This window comes from Nocardia sp. NPDC057272 (assembly GCF_042668615.1).
Taxonomy (GTDB): Bacteria; Actinomycetota; Actinomycetes; order Mycobacteriales; family Mycobacteriaceae; genus Nocardia.
Map to the genome: position 1 here is coordinate 392,303 of NZ_JBHUYK010000001.1, position 22,753 is coordinate 415,055.

At 68.2% G+C, this 22,753-nt stretch carries 26 protein-coding genes; 21 read left to right on the forward strand and 5 right to left on the reverse strand.

What is annotated here, in order from left to right:
• Window positions 1–19 precede the first annotated feature (19 nt).
• A complete protein-coding gene (locus tag ACFULV_RS01740; RefSeq protein ID WP_174552018.1) occupies window positions 20–655 on the reverse strand; it encodes a sigma-70 family RNA polymerase sigma factor in 636 nt (211 codons plus the stop codon).
• Between the two features lie 242 nt (window positions 656–897).
• Here ACFULV_RS01740 and ybaK point away from each other — a divergent pair, with 242 nt between their 5' ends.
• The gene (ybaK, locus tag ACFULV_RS01745) at window positions 898–1,374 is read left to right on the forward strand and encodes a Cys-tRNA(Pro) deacylase (RefSeq protein WP_378652024.1); all 477 of its coding nucleotides are present in this window, start codon (window positions 898–900) and stop codon (window positions 1,372–1,374) included.
• Window positions 1,375–1,461: 87 nt separating this feature from the next.
• Window positions 1,462–1,773 carry a hypothetical protein gene (locus ACFULV_RS01750; RefSeq protein WP_378632676.1) on the forward strand — a complete coding sequence of 104 codons (312 nt, stop codon included), beginning with the start codon at window positions 1,462–1,464 and terminating at the stop codon, window positions 1,771–1,773.
• Window positions 1,774–1,799: 26 nt separating this feature from the next.
• Here ACFULV_RS01750 and ACFULV_RS01755 read toward each other — a convergent pair whose 3' ends face one another.
• Window positions 1,800–2,585: an SOS response-associated peptidase gene (locus ACFULV_RS01755; RefSeq protein WP_378632673.1), complete on the reverse strand. Its 786-nt coding sequence runs from the start codon at window positions 2,583–2,585 to the stop codon at window positions 1,800–1,802.
• Between the two features lie 112 nt (window positions 2,586–2,697).
• Here ACFULV_RS01755 and aroA point away from each other — a divergent pair, with 112 nt between their 5' ends.
• On the forward strand, window positions 2,698–3,990 hold the full coding sequence (gene aroA / locus ACFULV_RS01760; protein WP_378632671.1) for a 3-phosphoshikimate 1-carboxyvinyltransferase: 1,293 nt from the start codon (window positions 2,698–2,700) through the stop codon (window positions 3,988–3,990).
• 119 nt (window positions 3,991–4,109) lie between these two features.
• Window positions 4,110–4,991, forward strand: a complete 882-nt coding sequence (gene rsgA / locus ACFULV_RS01765; protein ID WP_378632668.1) for a ribosome small subunit-dependent GTPase A — start codon at window positions 4,110–4,112, stop codon at window positions 4,989–4,991.
• A 26-nt stretch (window positions 4,992–5,017) separates the two neighbouring features.
• Here rsgA and ACFULV_RS01770 read toward each other — a convergent pair whose 3' ends face one another.
• Window positions 5,018–5,857: an Ig-like domain-containing protein gene (locus ACFULV_RS01770; protein ID WP_378652027.1), complete on the reverse strand. Its 840-nt coding sequence runs from the start codon at window positions 5,855–5,857 to the stop codon at window positions 5,018–5,020.
• Between the two features lie 207 nt (window positions 5,858–6,064).
• On the opposite strand from ACFULV_RS01770, the gene ACFULV_RS01775 reads away from it, so the two are divergent.
• The 4 genes from ACFULV_RS01775 (at window position 6,065) to ACFULV_RS01790 (ending at window position 7,785) form a co-directional block, all read left to right on the forward strand.
• The gene (locus tag ACFULV_RS01775; protein ID WP_101466068.1) at window positions 6,065–6,382 is read left to right on the forward strand and encodes a hypothetical protein; all 318 of its coding nucleotides are present in this window, start codon (window positions 6,065–6,067) and stop codon (window positions 6,380–6,382) included.
• A gap of 98 nt (window positions 6,383–6,480) precedes the next feature.
• Window positions 6,481–6,939, forward strand: a complete 459-nt coding sequence (locus ACFULV_RS01780; RefSeq protein ID WP_378652030.1) for a MarR family winged helix-turn-helix transcriptional regulator — start codon at window positions 6,481–6,483, stop codon at window positions 6,937–6,939.
• Window positions 6,940–7,012: 73 nt separating this feature from the next.
• Window positions 7,013–7,459, forward strand: a complete 447-nt coding sequence (locus tag ACFULV_RS01785) for a hypothetical protein (protein ID WP_378652033.1) — start codon at window positions 7,013–7,015, stop codon at window positions 7,457–7,459.
• A 17-nt stretch (window positions 7,460–7,476) separates the two neighbouring features.
• Window positions 7,477–7,785: an antibiotic biosynthesis monooxygenase family protein gene (locus ACFULV_RS01790; protein WP_378632647.1), complete on the forward strand. Its 309-nt coding sequence runs from the start codon at window positions 7,477–7,479 to the stop codon at window positions 7,783–7,785.
• Between the two features lie 163 nt (window positions 7,786–7,948).
• Here the strand turns inward: ACFULV_RS01790 and ACFULV_RS01795 are convergent, their stop codons facing one another.
• On the reverse strand, window positions 7,949–8,281 hold the full coding sequence (locus ACFULV_RS01795; RefSeq protein WP_378632642.1) for an ArsR/SmtB family transcription factor: 333 nt from the start codon (window positions 8,279–8,281) through the stop codon (window positions 7,949–7,951).
• A 93-nt stretch (window positions 8,282–8,374) separates the two neighbouring features.
• On the opposite strand from ACFULV_RS01795, the gene ACFULV_RS01800 reads away from it, so the two are divergent.
• The 7 genes from ACFULV_RS01800 (at window position 8,375) to ACFULV_RS01830 (ending at window position 15,785) form a co-directional block, all read left to right on the forward strand.
• Complete coding sequence (locus ACFULV_RS01800; RefSeq protein ID WP_378652036.1) at window positions 8,375–9,958, forward strand: ABC transporter substrate-binding protein; 1,584 nt, start codon at window positions 8,375–8,377, stop codon at window positions 9,956–9,958.
• Window positions 9,919–10,950, forward strand: coding sequence for an ABC transporter permease (locus ACFULV_RS01805; protein ID WP_378652425.1), 1,032 nt, complete (start codon window positions 9,919–9,921; stop codon window positions 10,948–10,950). The genes ACFULV_RS01800 and ACFULV_RS01805 overlap by 40 nt, the downstream gene beginning before the upstream one ends.
• On the forward strand, window positions 10,943–11,797 hold the full coding sequence (locus ACFULV_RS01810; RefSeq protein ID WP_378652039.1) for an ABC transporter permease: 855 nt from the start codon (window positions 10,943–10,945) through the stop codon (window positions 11,795–11,797). The genes ACFULV_RS01805 and ACFULV_RS01810 overlap by 8 nt, the downstream gene beginning before the upstream one ends.
• A complete protein-coding gene (locus ACFULV_RS01815) occupies window positions 11,794–12,762 on the forward strand; it encodes an ATP-binding cassette domain-containing protein (RefSeq protein ID WP_378652042.1) in 969 nt (322 codons plus the stop codon). Before ACFULV_RS01810 ends, ACFULV_RS01815 begins: the two co-directional genes overlap by 4 nt.
• Window positions 12,762–13,403: an ABC transporter ATP-binding protein gene (locus ACFULV_RS01820; protein ID WP_378652046.1), complete on the forward strand. Its 642-nt coding sequence runs from the start codon at window positions 12,762–12,764 to the stop codon at window positions 13,401–13,403. Before ACFULV_RS01815 ends, ACFULV_RS01820 begins: the two co-directional genes overlap by 1 nt.
• Before the next feature lie 52 nt (window positions 13,404–13,455).
• Window positions 13,456–14,853 carry an FAD-binding protein gene (locus ACFULV_RS01825; RefSeq protein WP_378652049.1) on the forward strand — a complete coding sequence of 466 codons (1,398 nt, stop codon included), beginning with the start codon at window positions 13,456–13,458 and terminating at the stop codon, window positions 14,851–14,853.
• Window positions 14,854–15,065: 212 nt separating this feature from the next.
• Window positions 15,066–15,785 (forward strand): hypothetical protein, encoded by a 720-nt coding sequence (locus tag ACFULV_RS01830; protein ID WP_378652052.1) that lies wholly within the window; start codon window positions 15,066–15,068, stop codon window positions 15,783–15,785.
• A gap of 48 nt (window positions 15,786–15,833) precedes the next feature.
• On the opposite strand, the gene ACFULV_RS01835 is transcribed toward ACFULV_RS01830, so the two are convergent.
• Entirely contained in the window at window positions 15,834–16,976 is a 1,143-nt protein-coding gene (locus ACFULV_RS01835) for a cytochrome P450 (RefSeq protein WP_378652055.1), read from the reverse strand.
• Window positions 16,977–17,155: 179 nt separating this feature from the next.
• Here ACFULV_RS01835 and ACFULV_RS01840 point away from each other — a divergent pair, with 179 nt between their 5' ends.
• The 6 genes from ACFULV_RS01840 to ACFULV_RS01865 are packed head-to-tail and all read left to right on the forward strand — an operon-like array spanning window position 17,156 to window position 22,752.
• On the forward strand, window positions 17,156–18,184 hold the full coding sequence (locus tag ACFULV_RS01840) for a 3-oxoacyl-ACP synthase III family protein (protein WP_378652057.1): 1,029 nt from the start codon (window positions 17,156–17,158) through the stop codon (window positions 18,182–18,184).
• 57 nt (window positions 18,185–18,241) lie between these two features.
• Window positions 18,242–19,057, forward strand: coding sequence for a hypothetical protein (locus ACFULV_RS01845; protein ID WP_378652059.1), 816 nt, complete (start codon window positions 18,242–18,244; stop codon window positions 19,055–19,057).
• Window positions 19,054–19,413 (forward strand): hypothetical protein, encoded by a 360-nt coding sequence (locus ACFULV_RS01850; protein ID WP_378652061.1) that lies wholly within the window; start codon window positions 19,054–19,056, stop codon window positions 19,411–19,413. The genes ACFULV_RS01845 and ACFULV_RS01850 overlap by 4 nt, the downstream gene beginning before the upstream one ends.
• Before the next feature lie 59 nt (window positions 19,414–19,472).
• Window positions 19,473–20,492, forward strand: coding sequence for an NAD-dependent epimerase/dehydratase family protein (locus tag ACFULV_RS01855; protein WP_378652064.1), 1,020 nt, complete (start codon window positions 19,473–19,475; stop codon window positions 20,490–20,492).
• Window positions 20,489–21,241, forward strand: a complete 753-nt coding sequence (locus ACFULV_RS01860; protein ID WP_378632612.1) for a glycosyltransferase family 2 protein — start codon at window positions 20,489–20,491, stop codon at window positions 21,239–21,241. Before ACFULV_RS01855 ends, ACFULV_RS01860 begins: the two co-directional genes overlap by 4 nt.
• Complete coding sequence (locus ACFULV_RS01865) at window positions 21,238–22,752, forward strand: class I adenylate-forming enzyme family protein (RefSeq protein WP_378652067.1); 1,515 nt, start codon at window positions 21,238–21,240, stop codon at window positions 22,750–22,752. The genes ACFULV_RS01860 and ACFULV_RS01865 overlap by 4 nt, the downstream gene beginning before the upstream one ends.
• Window position 22,753 lies beyond the last annotated feature (1 nt).

Below are 22,753 nucleotides of genomic sequence, written 5' to 3' on the forward strand. Positions count from 1 at the left end.
TCGAGATCGGGATCGTCACTCACTTGACTACCTCCTGGCGTTCCCCACGGTCGAATCCACGTTCGCGCGCCACATCGGCGAGCAGGCCCTTGAGCTGCTTGCGTCCGCGGTGCAGCCGAGACATCACGGTACCGATGGGGGTGCCCATGATGTCGGCGATTTCCTTGTACGGGAAGCCTTCGACATCGGCGTAGTACACCGCCATCCGGAATTCCTCCGGCAGCTGCTGCAGCGCCGACTTGATCTGATCGTCGGGCAGGGCGTCCAGCGCCTCCACCTCGGCCGAGCGCAGACCCACCGAGGAGTGCTCGGCGGTGGCCGCCAGCTGCCAGTCGGTGATCTCGTCGGTCGGGTACTGCGCGGGCTGACGCTGCTTCTTGCGGTAGGAGTTGATGTAGGTGTTGGTCAGGATCCGGTACAGCCAGGCACGCAGATTGGTGCCTTCCCGGAACGACTTGAACCCCTGGAACGCCTTCACGAACGTCTCCTGCACCAGGTCCTCGGCGTCGGCCGGGTTCCTGGTCATCCGCAGGGCGGCGCCGTAGAGCTGATCGATCATCGGGAGCGCGTCGCGCTCGAACCGGGCCGCCAGCTCGGCTTCGTCGACTTCCGTGCCGGACGCACCGTCGGACACCACGTCGTCGTCGCTCGTCACACCAATCCCTTCGATCGCCGTAGTAGCCGAATCTACCGGCACGACGGAATCGATAGGCAATCGCGCACCCCGTGGCAGGACAGGACGCTCCTCGAGCAGCAGTGTCACTATCTCTCCTTCACGTCGTCTCTGGCCGCGTTGGCTTGTCACTTGTGTGCAACATGCACCCCCGCATTCGTGTTCCCATACCGGCGGAAATGTGGTTGCCGGGCCGGGCGTGGTGGCGATTAGGGTGTCCGCTTATGTCGACTCCCGCGATCAAGGCCCTCAGCGGTATCGCGCACACGGTGCACTCCTATTCCCACGATCCGCGCGCCGACTCCTACGGCGACGAGGCCGTCGACGCACTCGGCGACGAACTGGGAGTGCGAGCCGCGCAGATCTTCAAGACGCTGGTGATCGAACTCTCATCCGGCGCGCTCGCGGTGGCCGTTCTGCCGGTGCCCGCGCGGTTGTCGTTGAAGGCGGCGGCCGCCGCGCTCGGCGCGCCGAAGGCGAGCATGGCCGACAAGACCAAGGCCGAGCGCACCACCGGCTATGTGCTGGGCGGGGTTTCACCGCTGGGTCAGCGCAAGAAGTTGCCCACTGTTGTCGACGCCTCCGCGCTCGACTGGGATCGGGTGCTGTGCAGCGCGGGCAAACGCGGGCTCGAAATCGAGTTGGCGCCCGCGGATCTGGTGCGCGCCTGCGCGGCCGTCACCGCCCCGATCACCAGCTGAGGCAATCCGGTCGGCGCCTCGTTCCGAATAAATTCGACGCATTCTGCGCCCGGTACGACCGATTCGACCCGAGGATGTGATGCGAAAATGTCCGCTCGTTCGACGATCGCCGCCCTGTCCGGTGCCCTGGTGATCACTTTCGGCGCCGCTGCTCTGGCCCCCGCCACCGCGGTTCCGCAGGTGGTTCCGCCGTCGCAGGCCGAACCCGGCGACTATCCGCTCAACGGCCAGGGCACCACGCCGAAGAGTTCGCCGAAGACCGACCCGGAGACCGAGGAGAGGGCCGAGAAGTCGGAGAAGCTCGGCGGTGGGGTCGCCACCGAGGTGATCGATCTGATCACCGGGATCATCAAGTGCGGGCTGAACATCGCCACCGATTCGGTGCCCTGCTCGCTCTGAGATCTCCTACCCGAGGCCGGGCACGATCACAGCAATGTGGTCTGCCCGGCCTTGTCGTCACAGGTCCCGTCCGGCACCAGCAGTTCCGGGCCGTTGTTGCGCACGTTGTTCACCAGGGTGGAGACCGGACGCGCCACGATCGTCGCCAGTGCGGCCCGCGAGGGCGGTCTCAGCAATTCGGCGGGCGCCGGGTGATCCGGGTCGAGCCAGGCGTCCCAGTGTTCGCGCGGCATCGGTAACGGCATCCGGTCGTGGATGTCGGCCAGCTCGCCGCTCGCGTCGGTGGTCAGGATCGTGCACGACATGAGCGGCTCGGCATCGGGCAGGCTGCGATCACGCCAGACCGACCAGAGCCCGGCCATATAGAGCAGGGAACCGTCGCTGTGCGACATGTAGAAGGGCCGCTTCACCGCTTTGCCCTTGCCGGTCGGTGACGCCTCGACCAGCCACTCGTACCAGCCGTCCATCGGCACCAGGCAGCGCTTGTGCTTGGCCGAATCGCGGAACGAGGGCGCGGTGGTCGCCTTGTCGGCGCGCGCGTTGAACAGCGGTTTCCCCTTGGCGGGCACGCCGGGTTCGGCCGCCTTGGTCCAGTGCGGGATCAGGCCCCAGCGCATCCGCCGGATCCGCAGCCGCGGGTCGTCGTCGGGTTCGCCGTGCGCGTGCCGCTCCACGACCGTGAGCACCTGGGTGGTCGGCGCGACGTTGTAGCTGACGGCGGCGTCCGGCTCGTCGAGCCCCGTCTCGTCGACAGCGTCCAGTTCGGCCGCCAACCGGCCCGGATTCGTGGTCGTCGCATATCGTCCACACATAAAGGTCAAGATACGCGCGGGCACCGACATCAGGCTCCGCCGACGACGCCACCCCACGCCGAAAAAGCGCACCACCGGTGCGTCCGAACCGCACATAAGCGAAGATGGGGACGTGAGTTTCTGGCCTGCGCCCCATATCGAGGTCCCCGTCCACGCGACCGTGACCCTGCCCGGATCGAAGTCCATCACCAACCGCGCGCTCATCCTGGCCGCACTGGCCGATGGGCCGTCCACGCTCACCGGTGCCCTGCGCAGCCGCGACACCGATCTGATGATCGGGGCCCTGCGCGCCCTCGGCACCGAGATCACCGGCGACGCCGAGATCCTCGAGATCACCCCGGCGCCCCTGCGCAGTGCCGCTGTCGACTGCGGGCTCGCGGGCACCATCATGCGATTCCTGCCGCCCGCCGCCGCACTCGCCACGGGCGATGTCGCGTTCTTCGGCGACGAGCAGGCGAAGTTGCGCCCGCTGTCCACCATTCTCGATGCCCTGCGCAAGCTCGGTCTCGATGTCGACGGTGACGCGCTGCCGTTCGTCGTGCACGGCACCGGCGCGCTGCGCGGCGGCACCGTCACCATCGACGCGTCGGGATCCTCGCAGTTCGTATCGGGGCTGCTGCTCTCGGCCGCCCGCTTCGACGAGGGCATCACCGTCCACCACGACGGCAAGGCACTGCCGTCGATGCCGCACATCGAGATGACGGTCGAGATGCTGCGCCGCGCCGATGTGGCCGTGCAGACCCCGGCCGATTCCGGCAACGCCCAGACCTGGACCGTGGCGCCCGGCCCGATCCGCGCGGTCGACTGGGAGATCGAGCCCGACCTGTCCAACGCCACCCCGTTCCTGGCGGCGGCCGCGGTGACCGGCGGCGAGGTGAGCATCCCGATGTGGCCGCGCGGCACCACCCAGCCCGGTGACGTGATCCGCGAGATCCTCGTCCGGATGGGCGCCGAGGCCCGCATCTTCGACGGCATCCTCACCGTGCACGGTCCGGAACGCCTGGCCGGTATCGACATCGACCTGCACGACGTCGGCGAACTCACCCCCACCGTCGCCGCGCTGGCCGCACTGGCCGACTCCCCCTCGCGCCTGCGTGGCATCGCCCACCTGCGTGGACACGAAACAGACCGTCTCGCAGCACTTTCCGCCGAGATCAATCGCCTCGGCGGCAATGTCACCGAGACCGAGGACGGCCTCGAGATCGTGCCCACCCCGCTGCACGGCGGACAGTGGCACTCCTACGCCGATCACCGAATGGCCACCGCCGGTGCGATTCTCGGCCTGCGCGTGCCGGGGGTGGAGATCGAGGACATCGGCACCACCGCCAAGACCCTGCCGACCTTCGTCACACTGTGGGAGCAGATGCTGGCTCCCGCGTTATCCAGTGACGGAGTGGCGCGCTGAGCCGCCAGGGGCGATCCTCAGCCAGCTACGACGAATCCGACGTCCGGGTACGCCCGGGTAAGGCGTCGTCGCGTCCCCGCACCAAGACCCGTCCGCAGCACGCCGACGCCGAGGCCGCCATGGTGGTGGCCGTCGACCGCGGCCGCTGGGGATGCGTGCTCGACGGGGACGCCGACCGGCGCATCGTCGCCATGCGCGCCCGCGAACTGGGCCGCACCCCGATCGTCGTGGGCGATCAGGTCGACGTGGTCGGCGACCTCACCGGCAGGCCCGACAGCCTGGCCAGGATCGTGCGGGTGAGCGAGCGCAGCACCGTGCTGCGCCGCACCGCCGACGACACCGATCCGTTCGAACGCATCGTCGTCGCCAATGCCCAGCAGTTGTTCATCGTGGTGGCGCTGGCCGATCCACCGCCGCGCACCGGTTTCGTCGAGCGGGCGATGGTGGCCGCGTATGCCGGCGGGCTGGAACCGATTCTGGTGCTCACCAAACGCGACCTCGTCTCGGAATCCGAATTCGCTGCCGCCTTCGACGGTCTCGATCTGAAGATCCTCTACGCGGGCATCGACGATCCGATGGAGCCGGTGCTGGAAATCTTGAACGACCGGCTCACCGCGCTGATCGGGCACTCCGGTGTCGGCAAGTCGACGATGGTGAATCGTCTTGTGCCCGATGCCTATCGGGCGGTGGGCGAGGTGTCCGGTGTCGGCAAGGGCAAGCACACCTCCACCCAGTCGGTGGCGCTACCGCTACCCGAAGGCGGCTGGGTGATCGACACCCCGGGCGTGCGTTCGTTCGGCCTCGCCCACATCACGCCCGACGATGTGATCGCCTCGTTCACCGACCTCGCCGGTGCCATCGAGGACTGTCCGCGCGGCTGTACCCATCTCGGACCGCCGGCCGATCCGGAATGCGCGCTCGATCAGCTGCCCGGCACGGAACGGCGGGTCGCCGCGATTCGCACGCTGCTGACCGCCCTGATCGCCAATGACGCTTGGTAGCAACCGATTCCGTGCCGGGGTGACTCTCAGAAGCTGAACGACCCCGTGTCGACCCCGCCGCCACCGCCGCCACCATCGGTCGGCACCTCGGCCACGGTCACCGTCGCGGTGCTCGACGAACCCGCCACCCCGCTGCGCCCGGAGAAGGCCGCGCCGATGCTGTAGGCACCCGGGGCACCCGGCGTCCAGACGATGCTCGCCTTGCCGTTCGCGCCGACCGGGATGTCGCCGAGCACATTGTCGCCCGCCTTGAACTGGATCGTGCCGCCCGCCGCGGCCGGGGTCACGCTCGCTTCCAGTGTGACGGCCTTGCCGACCTGCGCACCCGACACCGCGGTGATGGCGGTGCTGGACACGGCGTCGCCCGACACCGTGATGGCCGGTCCCTTGGCCTGGTAGATGCCGTCGCCGAGAGACCCGCCGTAGTGCATCGAGGTCGGCAACGGCGTGTCGCGGGCGCAGTTCACGCCGACCTTGTACTGGATCTCGAAGGTCTGCGATTTCGGCGAGATATTCGGATACACCGGGTACTTGGTGATGCCGAACTCGGCGCGGATCCAGTCCGACGACGACGTGTCGATCGAGACCGTGTCACCCGACATCTTCGCCGAGCCCGCGACCGGCGTCAGGCACGCCGGGTGCAGGTCCTTGATCGAGTAGATGTATTCCACCGGGATGCCGGTGCGTTCGAACTTCGTGGTCACGGTGACCGTGTCGCCGACCACCGGGTTGGTGTTCGACACCGTTCGGGTGAAATGGCTGTTGCCGTCATCCCAGGTGATCGATCCCGGAGCGGCTACGGCCGAGCCGGGAAACGCCGTCATCGCCAGCCCCGCCGCGGCGGCGAAAACGGCTGCGCGCTGCACTCTTCTGTCCACCATCATGTGTCTCCAACTACGTGCCGGACGCCCTCGACGTCGTCGAGGCGCTGATACGCCCGAGTGGCGAGCAGTAGATCACGCCATGGTTCCCGGCGGATCCAAATCCGAAATAGATCTCGTTCAGATTTCGAATTCGACTCGCGTTCGCTCGCGTTCACAACCACGACACTGTCCGCCGGTACCGTCATCCCCATGAAGCCACCGGCGATCGGTTACCTGCGCCGCGACATCTCGGGTGTCGCCCAGTCCTGGGACGAAACGCAGATCCGTTCCCTAGCCGAACGCCTGGGCTACCGCTTCACCAAGACCGTCGTCTTCAGCGACCGCACCGCCGACCCGATCGGCCGCCTGCTCGACGTGGTCACCACCACCGAAGCCGCCGCGATCGTCACCCCCAGCCTCACCCACCTCGGCTCCGACCTCCCCCACCGCATCGTCGCCGCCTGCGACATCATCACCGTCACCCCCGAGATCACCCACACCAGAACCCTGCCCGCCCTCCCCGCCTAGGTCAGCGAACTCGCAGGGCCCGTGGCTGTTTCGCGGACGCGGGATGGATACGGCTCCCGGAACACGACTATCGGGGTGTCGTGCGGGAAAATGAGGGGGTGACCACCGAGAGCGAGCGTCCTGGACCGCCGGCTATGAGCCCGAGCATTTTGGTGATCACGATGTCGCGGCGGGTGGAGGCGGCGCTGGGGGTCGAGTTGGGGGCGCTGGATTTGACGGTGGCCCGGCTGGGGTTGCTCGGGCATATCAATGGGGTGCCGGGGGCCTCGTTCAGCGAGCTGGCGCGGATGTCGGGGACGAGCGTGCAAAGTGTGCATGCCGCCGTAAAGGGGCTGGTGGGGGCCGGATTGGTGCAGGATCGGACGGCGCGGGCGGGGTCGGCGTCGGCGATCGAGCTGACGGAGGCGGGCGCGGAGCTGCTGGCGCAGGCGCGTAAAGCGGTGGCGCGGGTGGACACCCAGCTGTTCGGGGCGGATTCGGATCCGATTCTGCGGCGGGTCGGAGCGGCGATCGTCGACGCGTTCACGGGGACGATTCCCCCTCGACCCGAGGCGTGACGAATCCGACCTTCAATGTGACTGAAACTCGAGCTAGGCTTCAAGCACATTGAAGGTCGGAGGGAGTCGGTAGTTGGAACACGTCTTGTTGTCCGTGCATGTGCTCGCGGGCATCGTCTTCGTCGGCGGCTCAGCGGTCGCCACCAGTCTTTTTCCCCGGTACGCGCCGGTCGCGGGCGCGCCCGATCCGGACTCGGTGCGCAGCAGGCCGGTCGCGGCCGCCATGCACCGGATCACCGGGAACTACGCGAAACTCGCCATCATCGTGCCGGTGATCGGCATCGTGCTGGCCACGATTCAGGGCCGGATGAACGAAATCTGGATCACCACCGCGATGGTGACGACCGCGGTGGCAGGCGGGCTGCTCGCCGTGCAGATCGTTCCGATGCAGCGCGAAGCCCTCGACCAGCCCGACGACGGCAGGCGCCTGCGGGTGCTGTCGATGCTCGCGGGTATCTACAACCTGCTGTGGACGGCCGTGGTCGTTCTCATGATCGTGCGTCCCGGATCCGCCGCGTGACCGAACAGGAGCTCCCCATGACCGACCAGGGTGTCACTTTCATCAATGTGATCGAGGTTTCCGCCGACGACATCGAGGGATTCGTCGCGCAGTGGCGCGAACGGGCCGCGCACATGCGCACCGCCCCCGGTTTCCGCGATGTGCGCCTGCACCGCGCCTTGCTGCCCGATTCGCGATTCCAGCTGGTGAACATCGCGCACTGGGACAGCGCCGAGGCCTGCGAGGCCGCCGGACGCAATCCGACGGTCGTCGCCTCGGTCGACCAGGCGCGTCAGGTCGCGCGCGCAAATCCCGCCCTCTACGAAGTGGTCGCCGAGTTCTGCTGAGCGACAGGCATTCACAGCGCGCCAAGCACCGCCGCGGCCAGCGGGCCTACCGAGGCGGGGTTCTGACCGGTATCGCGACGACAACGTGCCCGGCAATGATCGGCACCGGTCAGCACGTACAGGACCTTCGCCGTCATCGCCTCCGAGAAGCGGACTCTCGACGTCAGTGCTTGGCGCCGATGGTGTGCAGAATTTCGTGGATGATCGGGTCGGTGAGCCGGTTGGTGACCGATCGGCCTTCGCGGCTCGAGGTGACGCACCCCTCGTGCCGCAGCACGCGCAGCGCCTGGGAGATCGCGTTCTCGTTGCGGCCGACAGCGGCGGCCAGTTCGCCGACGCTGATGCCGGGCGAGCGGTGCAGACACAGCAGGATTTCCAGGCGGCCGGGGTCCGACAGCAGGTCGAAGCGCTGCGCCCATTCCCTGATCTCGACGTCGCCGATCGCGCGCCGACCGAGTTCGACCGGCGACCCGTGCAGTGTGCGTGGCTCTCCCATGGCGGTGCCCAGCTTAATCGCCGAGTGGACAGGACGGCACCGCCCGCGACTATCATCTGTTCATCTGTTCAGATAAACATGTAGGGATGATGGATGCGCACTCGGCCGCTGTTCGCTGTAGGAGCCGCGCTGGCGGTCGTGCTGACATCGTGCGGAGCGCCCGACAGCGGGTCCACCGACTCGCTCGTGCTCGCCGACGCGTATGAGCTCGGCGGGTACAACCCGGTCGCCGGGTACGGCGCGGCCGGCGAGGCCAAGGTCTACGACGGATTGCTGCGGCTCACCGGCGGCACCGGCATGCCAGGTTTCGAGCCTGCCCTGGCAACGGCATTGCCGACTCCCGACGCCGATGCGACTGTCTGGACGGCGCCGCTGCGCCCCGGTGTGCGGTTCAGTGACGGGTCGGCGTTCGACGCCGCCGACGTGGTGGGGACCTACCGGGCGATTCTGGATCCGGCATCGGCCTCGGAGGTGCGGTCGTCGTTTTCGATGATCGACCGGGTCGAGGCTGTCGATCCGCTGACGGTGCGGTTCACCCTGCGTCATCCCTATGCCGCGTTCCCGGCCAAGCTGCTGATCGGGATCGTGCCGTCGGAGGCCGTCGCCACGCCGGGACCCGCGACCGAATCACCGCTCAATACCGCCCCGATCGGCACCGGCCCCTATCGGCTCACGGCGCTGGAGCCGACGCGGGCGGTGTTCGAGGCGAACGACAGCTATTGGGGTGGTGCGCCTTCGGTCAAGCGGCTGACGGTTCTCTACGTACCCGACGACAACACCCGCGCGCAGCGGATGGGCGGCGGTGAACTCGACGGAACGTCGCTGCCGCCCCTGCTGGCCGCCACCTTCGAACCACGGATGTCGGTGCAGGCCAACACGTCCGCGGATTGGCGCGGTGTGTCGATGCCCGAGCGCGATCCGGTCGCCGGGGACCCGGCCGTCCGGCTGGCACTGAACTACGCGGTGGACCGCCAGGCGATGATCGACAACATCCTCGGCGGCTACGGCCGCCCGGCCTACACGCCTTTCGCCGAGGTCTACGGCGAATCCCACAACCCGGCAGTCGCTTTCGCCTTCGATCGCACGCGTGCCGAAACGATCCTCGCGGGTGCGCGATGGCGGACCGGCGCCGACGGCGTGCGCGCGAAGGACGGTGTGCGCGCGCGATTCACCGTGATGTACAACTCCACCGACACGTTGCGCCGTGACCTCGCACTGGCTTTCGCCTCCGATGCGCGGCGGGTGGGTATCGAGGTCGATCTCGAGGCGCTGTCCTGGGATCGGATCGAGCCGCGCATCGCACAGACCGGGATCCTGCTCGGCGGCGGGAGCGAGCCCTACGATCCCGACACCCAGGCCTACAACACCCTGCACTCGCCGCTGCTCGACCCGAGTGCGGGCAGCCCGTACGACAATGCGAGCAGGCACGCGGATCCCGCGATCGACGCGCAACTCGACACCGCGCGGCGCAGTGTCGATCCCGCGGTGCGCGCCGCCGCGTACCGGGAGGTCCAGAGCCGGTATGCCCAGGATCCGAGCCACGTCTTCCTGGTCCATCTCGATCACACCTATGTGGTGAAGGATTCTTCCTGGACGATGTCGGGGCCGATTCTCGAGCCGCACGCGCACGGCGTCACCTGGGGACCGTGGTGGTCGCTGCAGACCTGGACCCGCTGATGGGGCGCAGTCGCGTTCGCGGACGCGGCCTGCGGGCAATGGTCGGGTGGCGACTGGCGGCGTTGATTCCGGTGCTCGCCGCGGTGTCGGCCGCGCTCTTCGCCGCGGCGGCGGTGTCACCGTTCGACCCGCTGGTCGGCTATCTCGGCGCTCGCTACGAGACGACGAGTGCGTCGGATCGGGCGTTGCTCTCGGACCGGCTCGGGCTGGACGCGTCGTGGTACCAGCTCTACGGACGCTGGATCGGCGACCTGTTCAGCGGCGATCTCGGCGTTTCCCGCGGGTTCGCCCAGCCGGTGAGCACCCTGCTCGCCCAACGGATTCCGTGGACGGTGCTGCTGGTGGTGGTCGCGATGAGCGTGGCGGTCGCCGTCGCGCTCGGCGCGGGCGTCTGGGCGGGCATGCATCGCGGTGGAGTGATCGATCGGCTGGTCACCGCGTCGTGTGTGGTGATGCAGGGGCTGCCGCCGTTCGTGGTGTCACTGGCCGCGATCGGGGTGTTCGCGGTCGGACTCGGCTGGTTGCCGCCTGCCGGGCTCACCGACGCCGGGGCCGAGGTCGGAGCCGGTCAGGTGGCACGACATCTCGTGCTGCCCGCTGCCGCGTTGGCCGTCTCACAGGTGCCGTGGCTCCTGCTGGCCGTGCGGGAGTCGGTGTCGGGCAATCGCGGTGAGGATTTCGTGGTCGGTGCCGTCACGCGCGGCATCGACACCGCGACGGTCACCCGCAGGCACATCCTGCCGACCTCGCTGGCCCCGTTCGTGACGATCCTCGGCGCTCGATTGCCGGAGGTCGTGGTCGGGGCGGTGCTGGTGGAGGAGATCTTCTCGTGGCCGGGGATCGCGGGCGCGTTCGTGCAGTCGGCGAAGGATCTGGACATGGCGCTGCTTGCCGTGCTGACTGTCGGCACGACCTGCGCGGTGATGCTCGGGTCGCTGCTCGCCGATGTCGCGGTGGTGCTGCTCGATCCGAGGGTGCGCGCCGATGGTTGAGCGGTGGCGCGACCGCACGCACAGGGCTGTGGAGCGACGGTTGTATCTCGCGCTATCGGTGCTGTTCGCAGTCCTGCTGTACGCGGTGATCGTGCCGTGGGTGGGCGGGGTCGACGATCGGCTGACCGATTTCGCGCACGCGCGGCAGGCGCCGTCGGGGCAGTGGTGGTTCGGGACCGACTCGGCCGGGCGGTCGCTGTTCGTGCGGATCGCGGCGGCGCTGCGGACCTCGCTGATCGTCGCGGCGTGCGCGGCGGCCGTGTCGACGGTGATCGGCGTGCTCGTCGGTGCGGTGTCGGCGCTGGCAGGCGGGTGGGTGGACCGGGTGGTGATGCGGTTCGCCGATACCGCCAACGCGCTGCCGCATCTGCTGCTCGGGATCGTGATCGTGGCACTGTTCCGGGGGAACGCGCTGGCGGTGGTGCTGTCGATCGGACTCACGCACTGGGTGCAGGTGGCGCGGATCGTGCGGGCGGAGAGTTTGAGTCTGCGCGAACGCGAGTACGTGTCCGCGGCGGTGCTCGCCGGCGCGAGTCGCACCCACCTGTTGCTGAGGCATCTGCTGCCCGCCGTCGCCCCGCAGGCGTTGATCGCGGTGGTTCTGCTTCTCCCGCACGCGATTTGGCACGAGTCGACCTTGTCGTTCCTCGGGTTCGGACTGCCGCCGCACGAACCGAGCCTCGGCACCCTGCTGGAGGAAGCGCGCACTTCGCTGCTTCTGGGCGGGTGGTGGACGCTGGCGTTCCCGGCCGGATTCCTGGTGCTGACGACGGTGGCGGTCGCTGTCGCGGGGTCGTCGCTGCGCGGACTTCTCGCCCCACCCACACCGTTGAGGATGCCGCGATGACAGAACCTTCCCTCCCTCGCGAGACCGCGGACACACTGCTCGACGCCCACCGTGGAGGTCGGGGCACCCGCTTGTCGATCGATGCGCTGACCGTCCGGATTCCGGTCGGCCGCGGCGATGTGGTGCATGCGGTGACCGAGCTGTCGCTCGACATCGAAGCGGGCAGCGTCACCGCACTCGTCGGCGAATCCGGGTGCGGGAAGTCGATTGTCGCCGGTGCGGTGATGGGCGTGCTGCCCCACGATGCCGTCACCACCGGGTCCATCCACCTGCGTGTGGACGGTCCGGCGGACTCCGCCGACGAACCGATCGACGTCCTCGTCGGCGAGCACTCCTATCGCGGCCGCCATATCGCGCTGGTGCCCCAATCCCCGAGCACCTCCTTCACTCCCGTGCGGACCGTCGGCTCCCAGCTCCAGGAGACGATCACCGCCCTCGGCACCGCGCACACCCCCGCTGACCTCGTCGATCGCGCGGGGCTCGCCCGCACCGCGCTCGACCTGTACCCGCACGAGCTCTCCGGCGGGATGGCCCAGCGGGCGGCCGTGGCGGCGGCGCTGGCGGGCGATCCCGAGGTGATCATCGCCGATGAACCGACCTCCGGACTCGATCGCTCACGCACCGACCAGATCGGACAACTGTTGCGCGAGTGCGCCGACAGCGGCGCCGCGGTCCTGCTGATCACGCACGATCTCGGCCATCTGATCCGCGCGGGCATCGCCGACACCGTCGCGGTGATGTACGCGTCACGCCTGATGGAGGTCGGCCCCAGTGCGCACGTGCTCGACGATCCGTGGCACGACTACACGCGCGACCTGCTCGCCGCCCTGCCCGAACACGGCCTGCACCCGCTCCCCCATCCCCCGCGAGCACTGACGAACCTGTCCGATATCTGCCCCTACGCGGGTGGCCCGACGCGATTGATTCCCCAGCAGCCGCGCATGATTCGCCGACCGAGGTCCTGATGCTGATCGCCGACTCCATGACCGCGGGCTACGGCTCGGAATCCGTCATCCGCGGGGTCGACCTGCGGATCACGCCGGGCGAGATCGTCGGCATCACCGGCGACTCGGGATCGGGGAAAACCACACTCGCGCGGACCATGGCCGGGTTACTGACGCCCACCTCCGGCACCGTCACCGTCGACGGACAGCCACCCCGACGGGCTCGCGGCAGCATCGCCATGGTCTTTCAATCCCCCCGTGCCGCAACCAATCCCCACTTCACTCTCGCCCGGATCATCGCCGAACCCGCCCGCATCCGCGGTGCCTCGGTCCCCGATCTCACCGCGCTGGCCACCGCTGTCGGTCTCACCCCCGACCTCCTCGACCGCCGCCCCCACGCCCTCAGCGACGGCCAGCTCCAGCGCGCCTGCCTGGCCCGCGCCCTCGCCCAGAACCCCCGCTACCTCATCCTCGACGAAGCCACCGCCATGCTCGACGCCGCCACCACCGCCACCATCATCCGCCTGGTCATGACCCGCGCCGACGACACCCTCGGCGTCCTGCTGATCAGCCACGACGAGCCCCTCCTCGCGGCTGCCTGCACCCGCGTCGCCACGATGTGCGAAGGCATCCTCACCCCGCGGCAGGCATCTCCGCAATAACCGCACGATTACCTCAGGTTGCGCACAGGAACCCGTTTTAGCGTGAGCCCCTGTGACTTTCACACAACCGAATCCAGTCAGCGCGTGCCGCAGCCTCAGCGGATGGGCCCGCACCGCACCGACCGTCGCCGAAGTGCTGCGCACCCCCGACATCGCGGTGATCGCCGAACGGGTGCGGACCGCGGGGCCGCGCGGAGTGATCGCGCGCGGGCTCGGACGTAGTTACGGGGATCCGGCGCAGAACGCGGGCGGGCTGGTGGTCGACATGACCGCGCTGGACCGAATCCACAGCATCGATCCCGACAGCGGGATCGTCGAGGTCGACGCGGGCATCAGCCTGGACACGCTCATGCGGGCGGCACTGCCGTTCGGGCTGTGGGTCCCGGTGCTGCCGGGCACCCGGCAGGTGACGGTCGGTGGGGCGATCGGCGCGGATATCCATGGCAAGAACCATCATTCGCAGGGCAGCTTCGGCAATCACGTGGTGTCGATGGATCTGCTGACCGCCGACGGATCGGTGCGTACCTTGACGCCGGAGGGGCCCGACTCGGCGCTGTTCTGGGCGACGGTCGGCGGGATGGGACTCACCGGCATCATCGTCGGCGCGCGAGTTCGGTTGAAGCACACCGAGACCGCGTATTTCCTCGTCGACAACGACCGCACGCGCGATCTCGACGAAACGATGGAATTGCTGACCGGCGGTTCCGACGACGGGTACGACTACTCGATGGCGGTGCCGGACACCATTTCCACCGGGGCGAAACTCGGGCGGGCCGGATTCAGCCGAGGCTCGCTGGCCACCGTCGACCAGTTGCCGTCGAGACTGCGTAGCAAACCCTTGAATTTCGATGCCCCACAATTGTTCACGGTGCCCGATATATTTCCGAACGGGATGGTCAATTCGGTGACCACCCGGATCGCCGCCGAGGCCGCTCATCGCCTGTTTCCCCGCCGGGCCCGTGGGCGCATCCAGAACCTGACGCAGTTCTATCACCCGCTCGACCTGCTCGGCGAATGGAATCGGGCGTACGGCAAGCGAGGATTCTTGCAGTATCAGTTCTCGATGCCGTTCGGGGCCGAACAGCAGCTGGCCGACGCGGTGCGCACCATCGCCGAGTCGGGGCACCACTCGTTCCTCAACGTCTTCAAACGGATGGGGGCTGGCAACCCGGCGCCGCTGTCGTGGCCGCATCCCGGATACATGCTGAGCTTGGACTTCGCGCTCACGAGCGGGCTCGACCGGTTCTGCGTGGACCTCGACGAACGGGTGCGGGCGGCGGGTGGCCGCCTGTACCTCGCGAAGGAATCACGGACCACACCCGAGACGATCGCGACGATGTATCCGCGGCTCGACGAATGGCGCCGGATCAGGGACCGAGTCGACCCCGAACGGGTATTCGCCTCCGACCTCGCACGACGGTTGCGGCTGGTGACAGGACTTCGACATTGATGTGCTTCAGATCACGAACGGTGAATTGCGAGCGAAAGTTGTTCACAGCTAATCCAATTCACCGGCAATGACGCACGTCACTGTCCATTTTGAACTCTTAAGACTTTTTAAGTTACATTTCAGCAACAAACAGTTGGACACTTGATCATGGGTGCTCGATCGAGGGCCTGCGCTCCCCAGGGAGCATCGCCATTGAGGGAAAGACTGCATTCATGAACATCAGCAAGGTTGCCGCAACCTCCGCACTCGTCATCGCCGCGCTCGGCGTTGCCACCGGCACGTCGCACGCCGCTCCGGCGCCTGCTCCCGCGCCCGTCGCGGCCTTCCTCGACGGCGTGAACCAGGGTGTGAACCAGGTGCTGCCCGGCATCAACTGGAAGACCGGCATCGAGGGCGGCGCGGTCGTCGTCGAGACCGACGCGGGCTCGCTCACCACCGAGAACAACCAGTTCCAGGTGCGCGACAACCAGGGCAACATCGTCGCCGCCCTGCCGCTCGCCTACACGATCGACGACCTCGAGTACCCGATCGACGCCGTCGTCGACGGTACCCGCGCCACCCTGACCCCGCGCACCGACGCGGCCTCGGCCCGCCCGTCGACCCTGCTGAAGGACGTCGTCCGGCAGGACGCCTTCGACGATGCCGTCGGCGCCGCAGCCACCCAGTTCGGCATCATCACCGCCATCGGCACCCTCGTCGGCACCCTCACCGGTGGCCTCGCGGGCTGCGCCATCGGCGGCGTCGGCGGCCTGGTTCTCGGCATCCCGGTGCTCGCCCTCGGCGGCGCGACCGGCATCGCGGGCTGCCTCGCCGGTGCCGCCGTCGGCATCCCGCTGGGTGCGGCCGCCGGCCTGGTGCTGACCGGCGTCCCCGCCGCGATCGCCATCGGCATCGGCTTCCACAACCGGATCAACGCGCCCGAAAACCAGTAGTCGTCGTCGCGATGGCCCCGTTCCACCCGGACGGGGCCATTGTGCTGTTCAGCGCGCGAGCCGGATGCGCAGCTTCTCGTAGGTAGGGATGAAAACCTTTCTGCGATAGCGACGTTCGACGATTTCCCAGGGGCGACCGGCGGCGGTCAAGGCTTCGAGAAGTGCGGTGAGTTCGGAGTGGACGAGCTGTGCGCCGAGGCAGAGGTGGCGGCCGCCGCCGAACCAGAGCTGGCGGGTCTCGGGGTTGTAGTCGCGGTCGACGCGGAACTCGCCCGCGGCATTGTTGATGGTCCAGGTGAGGATCTTGACGTGTTCGCCGGCGCGCAGGTCGCGGTCGGCGACGCGGACGTCCGCGGTGACCGAGCGGCCGACGAGGTAGGCCGGGCTCGTGACGCGCAGGGTCTCGCGGACCGCGTCGGGGAGGCGATCGGGAGCAGCGAGCAGGGCGCGGTGCTGGTCGGTGTCGTGCATGATCGCGACCATTCGGGTCATGGCGCTGGCGAGCGTGTCGGTGCCCGCGACGGCCATCAGGATCGCCAGGCCGCCCGCGTGCTCGACGTCGAGACCCAGTTCACGGCAGCGACCGAGGGTGGTATCGGGATCGGCGCGGGCGTACGCGTCGGGAACGTTGACGGCGAGCTGGGTGGCCAGCTCACGGGCGCGGGCCAGCGCCGCCGGGTCGAGCGTGGTCGAGGCCATCGTGCCGAAACCCAGGTTGACCAGTTCTTCGACGTGATGGAACAGGCGCAGGAACAGCGCGTCCTGGTCGTCGGTGTAGTCGCCGCCGATGGCCGCGGCGATGTCTTCGGGGCGCATGCCGACCAGGTCGGAGACGCTGCGGCCGACCAGGATCTGCGCGCGGGCGGCGATGTCGACGGTCTCCCCCGCCGCCAGGCGTTCGCGCAGGTCACGCAGGTCGGGGCCGATCACGCGCGCGACCAGGGCATCGGTGTGACCGAGGGTGAACAGGTCGCGCACTTTGGTCCGCAGGTCGGTATGGCCCGGACCCTCGAACAGATCCTCGACCCAGTCGCCGATGACCTGCGCCCACCAGTGCCCGGCCGCGCCCTCGGACACGATGCTGAAATGGGTGCTGTCGTTGTAGATCTGGCGGGCCACCAGCGGGTCGGCGACGAACCAGCCGAGTTCGGGCACCTTGCGGATCGGCCGCGCGAACCGTCCAAGCAGCAATAATCCAGGCAACCAGGGTTGACCAGCGGCGAGTAGGGTTAGTTCATGGCGTCGGGCGGAGCTCCACACCCCGGCAGAATCTAATCGAGCACGCCCGATTAGTGAAGGTCTGTGGCTAGGATCGACGAGATGCGCTGGTGGTGATCTGTGCATCACGCGATATCTGGAAGTGAACAAGCATGGTGAGTTCGACAATCGAAGCCGTCGGCGCGTATCTGCCGGCCAGAGAAGTGACCACGGCGGAGTTGCTGGCGCAGCTGGCCGTCGACGCGCCGCTGGATCTGGAGAAGGTCAGCGGAGTCAGGGCGCGCAGGGTACGCGGCGAATCCGAGGACTCCCTCACCATCGCCTTGGCCGCCGCCCGCAGCGCACTGGGCAATTCGCGCTACGACGCCGCCGATCTGGATGTGATCATCTCCTGCTCGATCACCCGCACCCGGGGCGAGGACTTCTGCCTGGAACCGTCGTTCGCCCTGATGCTGCGCACCGCGCTCGGGGCGAACAGGGCGATCCATTTCGACGTGTCCAACGCGTGTGCCGGGATGATGACCGGAGTTCTGCTGCTGGACAGGATGATTCGATCCGGTGCCGTGCGTCGCGGCATGGTGGTGTCCGGGGAGTGCATCACGCCCATCGCTGACACCGCGGTGCGGGAGATCTCGCAGAAATACGACCCGCAGTTCGCCTCACTCACCGTCGGCGACGCCGGGGCGGCCGTACTGCTCGACGGCACCGACGGGCCAGGGCTCGACTACGTGGAGCTCAACACCAGCGCCGCGTTCGCGAAGCTGTGCTTGGGGATGCCCAGCGATCAGGGGCCGGGAGTCGCGCTCTACACCGACAATCGGGCGATGCACAACGAGTCCCGGTACCTGCTGTGGACCTCGCGGCAGCTGGAGTTCCTGGCCGCGCGCGGTTCCAGCTTCGCCGAAGAGGGCTACGACTACCTGATCCATCACCAGTTCAGCGGCCCCGCTGTGGAATTGATCAACAAGATCGCCGAGCGCGAATTCGACGCGGCGATGCCGCCGGGACTCGCGGTGCTGGACAGATACGGCAATACCGCGTCGACCTCACATTTCGTGGTGTTGCACGACGCGTTGCGGCAGGGCCTGATCGAGCCGGGGTCGAAAGTACTCCTGGTACCGGCAGCTTCCGGGGTGGTCGCCGGATTCTTGTCGGTGACAATCGGCGATCTGCGGGTATAGGACAGTATGGGAATCATCATTTCTTCGGCAGTGACGCGCAGCGGCGGAGTCAGCTCGGTGGGACAGGCGGCAAGCGCCGCGCGCGACGCGTTAGCGGCAGCCGGTTGTCCGCCGGAGCAGGTCGACGCACTGATCAATGTGGGGGTCTATCGCGATGCGAACCTGGTGGAACCGGCGGTCGCGGCGCTGATCCAGCAGGCCGCGGGGATCGGGCTGGACTATCGACGCGGGGACGTGCCGTGCTTGTCGTTCGATCTGATGAACGGTGCCTGCGGGGCGGTGAACGCGGTCGGGGTGGCCGCCTCGCTGCTGGCAGATCTGCCCACGGGACATGTGGTCGTCGTGTCGGGCGACGCGCATCCGTCGGGCCTGGCCGATGTGGAGTTCGCGTTCGAGCCGGTCGGGGCGGCTTTCGTGCTCGAGAATTCCGCCGAAGCCGCGGGTTTCGGCGGAGTCCACGTAAGTGCCGGCGACGCACTGCCCGACCCGCAGGGATACGTGAAGCTGTCTGCGATGGGAGCCGAAGGGCGTTCCTCGCTGACGGTGGAATTGCTCACCGGGACAGCGGAACTCGTCGAGCACGCCGCTATCGCGGCGCGAGAAGCGTTGGCGGCGGACGGTATCGACGCCGGGCAGGTGGTGCTGCTGTGCGGTAAACCGACAGCGGATTTCGCCGGCGAACTGGCGGCCCAGCTCGGCGTGGGCGCGGTGGTGACCGACGACTTCGCCGCCGACGCGCACACTTCCGCGTTGACCGCCGCGTTCGTGGCGGCCCGTGACGCGGGACTGGCCGAACGGCCGTTGCTGTTCGTCGCCGCCGACGGTGGACCCACCGCGGCGGCAGTGACCTATCGAGGGGTTGGTGTGCGGTGACACGGTCTCTGCATGTTGTTCCGGATCCGGTGAGTGCGCCGCGACATGGTCGCCATCGCGCGGCGGCCGGTACTTCGGTCGCGGTGCCCGGCCCGGGGGCCGTGCTGGCGCTGCGGTCGATTCCGGTGATCGGCTGGATATTCCTGATCGTCGGGGTGGTGCGGCCGTTCCGGGCCCGGTGGCTGCGGGTGGCCTTCTGGATCGATGTAGCGCTGAGCGTCGGGGTGCATGCCGCGCAGATTCCAGCAGCCCGGAAAGTAGCCGCTGAACGGGGGATCTCGGGTCGTCGTGCGGCCATGATGACCATGCTGCTCGGGGCTACCTGGTGGAAGACGCTGGGCGAGGGCGAACAGTGACCGAGGCGACACCGTCCGGCTGCGGCTTCGCGAGATCGTCGACGGGATAACGTGGCGCGATGACAGTGCTGGTGACTGGCGCGAGCGGGTTCGTCGGCGGGGCGATCGTGCGCGGGCTGGTGGCGCGCGGGGTGCCGGTGCGGGCGATGGTTCGCGATCCGGCCTCGGCGCCGGAGGGTGTCGAGGTGGCGGTGGCCGATCTCGCCGACGCGGGTGCGCTGGCCGCGGCGGTGGCCGGGGTGCGCGCCGTTGTGCACGCGGCGGCCCTGCTCGGTGAATTCGGCAGGCCCGCCGATTTTTTCGCGGTGAACGTGGCCGGGACCGATCGGCTGATGCAGGAGGCCGCGGCGGCCGGAGTACGGCGGTTCGTGTTCATCGGGAGTCCGAGTGCGTTGATGGCTCCCGGCGGTGGGGATCAGGTGGGGATCGATGAGACCGTGCCCTACCCCGCGCGATTTCTGAACAGCCATTGCGAGACCAAGGCCGTCGCCGAGCAGTTGGTGCTGGCGTCCGATACACCGGAGTTCACGACGTGTTCGTTGCGGCCGCGCGCGGTGTGGGGGCCCGGCGACCGGCACGGGCCGATCGTGCAGATTCTGGCGAAGTTGCGGGCGGGGCGGTTGCCGGATCTGTCCGGCGGGCGCGATGTCCGGGCTTCGCTGTGCTACATCGACCACCTCGTCCACGCCGCCGCTCTCGCGCTGACGGCCGAGAAGGTCGGTGGGCGTGCGTATTTCGTCGCCGACGCGGAGCCGGTGTCGGTATGGGCGACCTTGGACGCGGTGGCCGCGCGGTTCTCGTTGGCCGGACCGAGCGTGACGGTGCCGGCACCGGTGCTCGGCGGGGCCTTGGCGGCGATCGAAACACTGTGGCGGATACCGGCGGTCGCGCAGCGGTGGACTCCCCCGCTGTCGCGGTACGCGGTCGCGCTGGTCACCCGGTCGGCGACCTATGACATCTCGCGCGCCGCCCGTGAACTGGGCTATCGACCGGAGGTGCCGTTCACGACCGGCCTGGACAATTTCCACCGCTGGGTCGACCAGGTCGGCGGGCTCGACCGGCTGCTGGAGGACGCGTGAGTGATCTGTGGGTGGTGATTCCCGCCTTCGACGAGGAACGCGGCATCGGCAGCACCCTGGATGCCATCGCAGCGCAACAGGACACGGATTTCACGGTGGTCGTGGTCGACAACAACTCCACCGACCGCACCGTCGAGGTGGTGCGGGCATTCGCCGCCGCCCATCCACTGCCGCGCATCGTGGTGATCGACGAGCAGCAGAAGGGCACCGGCGCCGCCGCCGATACCGGGATGCGCTACGCGATCTCCCGAGGCGCCACCTACCTCGCGCGCACCGACGCCGACTGCCTGCCCGCGCCCGACTGGACCCAGCGGATCAAGGCCGGGTTCGGCTCCGGGCTGCGGTTGGTCAGTGGTCAGCTGATTCCGCGCACCGACGAAGGCGTTTCCTGGATCGACCGCACGATCATTCGGGTGGCACTGGAAGTGGCCTCGACGTTCGGCAAGGTGCGCTCGGGCAATCGGGATCCGAAGTATCTCGGACCGTATGTGATGACACCGGGGTGCAATATGGCCATCACCGCCGAATTATATGTTGCCGCAGGCGGATTCCCGCGCACCGCGATCGAGGATCTCCACGAGGACCGGGCGCTGGTCAACGCGGTGCGCACGATCACCACCGACTATGGTTTGCGCCGGGACGTGCGGGTGCACGGCTCGAATCGGCGAGTGCGCGCCTGGGGTATTCGCAAGACACTGGCCTGGTACGCCGATCATCGGTATCGGCCCGACGTGGTCGATATTCGGTGACCGACTTTCTCGCACGGCTTGCCGCGCAAGCCGAACGGATTCCGGACGCATCGGCGCTCGGCACGGTCGGCAAGCGCGCGCTCACCTACCGGGAGCTGGTGGATTCCATCGGCCGGGTGGCACACAATCTCGGCGAGGCGGGGTTCGCCCCGGGCGATCGAATGCTGTTCTCGATCCGGCCGAGTGTGTCGTCGGTGCTGGTGATCTTCGGGGTGATCGCAGCGGGCGGGACGATCGTGTTCGTCGATCCCGGCGTCGGGCCGGAGCTCTTCACCAAGCGAGTCGGCCTGGTCGAACCCACTTGGGCCGCAACGGAATCACTGCTGTACGCGGTGAGTGGTCCCCTCGCCGGATTCGGCCGCAAGAAGGGGCTGGAACTGCCGCGGTTCGGCGCGCTCGATGTTCGCCATATCCACAGCGGAGTGTGGTTGCCCGGTACGCCGTTCGGGTCGATTCCGTTGCGGCGGTTCACCGGTGACGCACGCGAGACCGCCCTGCCTGCCGCGGATCCCGAGGCAGCGGCGTTGATCGTCTTCACCTCCGGGACGACGGACGATCCGAAAGCCGTTGTGCACACCCGTGCTTCGCTGAGTGCGGGGCTCGCCGCGATGGGTGGAAAGACCAGCCTCGCGCCCGGCGCCTTCCTGCACACCGAGCAGCTCATGATGGGTCTGCCCGCGTTGATGGCGGGGGCACGGTGGGCGATGCCCCGGTATCCACGGTTCGGGACGCACATCGATCCCGTGCGATTCACGCGAAATCTGCGGAGTGCGACGCATACGTTCTACACCCCGGCCGATCTCGCTGTCGCGCTCGACGTGATCGAAGCCGGCGACCTCGAGCCGCCGCCGAATCTACGTCAAGTGGCCCTAGGCGGTGCGCCGGTCACCTCCGCACTCCTTCGCCGGGCACGGCAATCGTTGCCCGACACCGAGTTTCTCGCGATCTACGGGATGACGGAGATCCTGCCGGTGGCGATCGCGACCGGCACCGCCAAGCTCGCGCACGACGGGGATCTGCTCGGCGCTCCGGTGCGGGGTGTGCAGGCGCGGATCGCCGACGACGGGGAACTCCTGCTGTCGGGTCCGAACCTGTGCCGCGGGTATCTCGGCGCGGAGCCGCTGACCGAGATCGCGACCGGGGACCTCGCACGGTGGGACGGCACGGAACTCGTCCTCACCGGACGCAAGAAGGACATGATGATCCGGGGGAAGACCAATATCTACCCGGGGTTGTACGAGCCGGTGATCACCGCGATCGACGGGGTGCGCGAGGCGATCATGGTCGGCCTGCCGGACGAGATCGGCGATGAGCGGATCGTGCTCGCCATTGTCGCCGAACCGGGGGCAGACGACATCGCGGCCCTACTTCGTCAACGGCTGCCGCAGGTCATCGACACCACCGCCGTCCCCGACGACATCGTGGTGGTGGATCGAATTCCGGTCAGCGGGCGGACGAACAAACCGGACCGCGCGGCGCTGCGGGAGCTCGTGGGCAGGCTGCTCGCCTGAG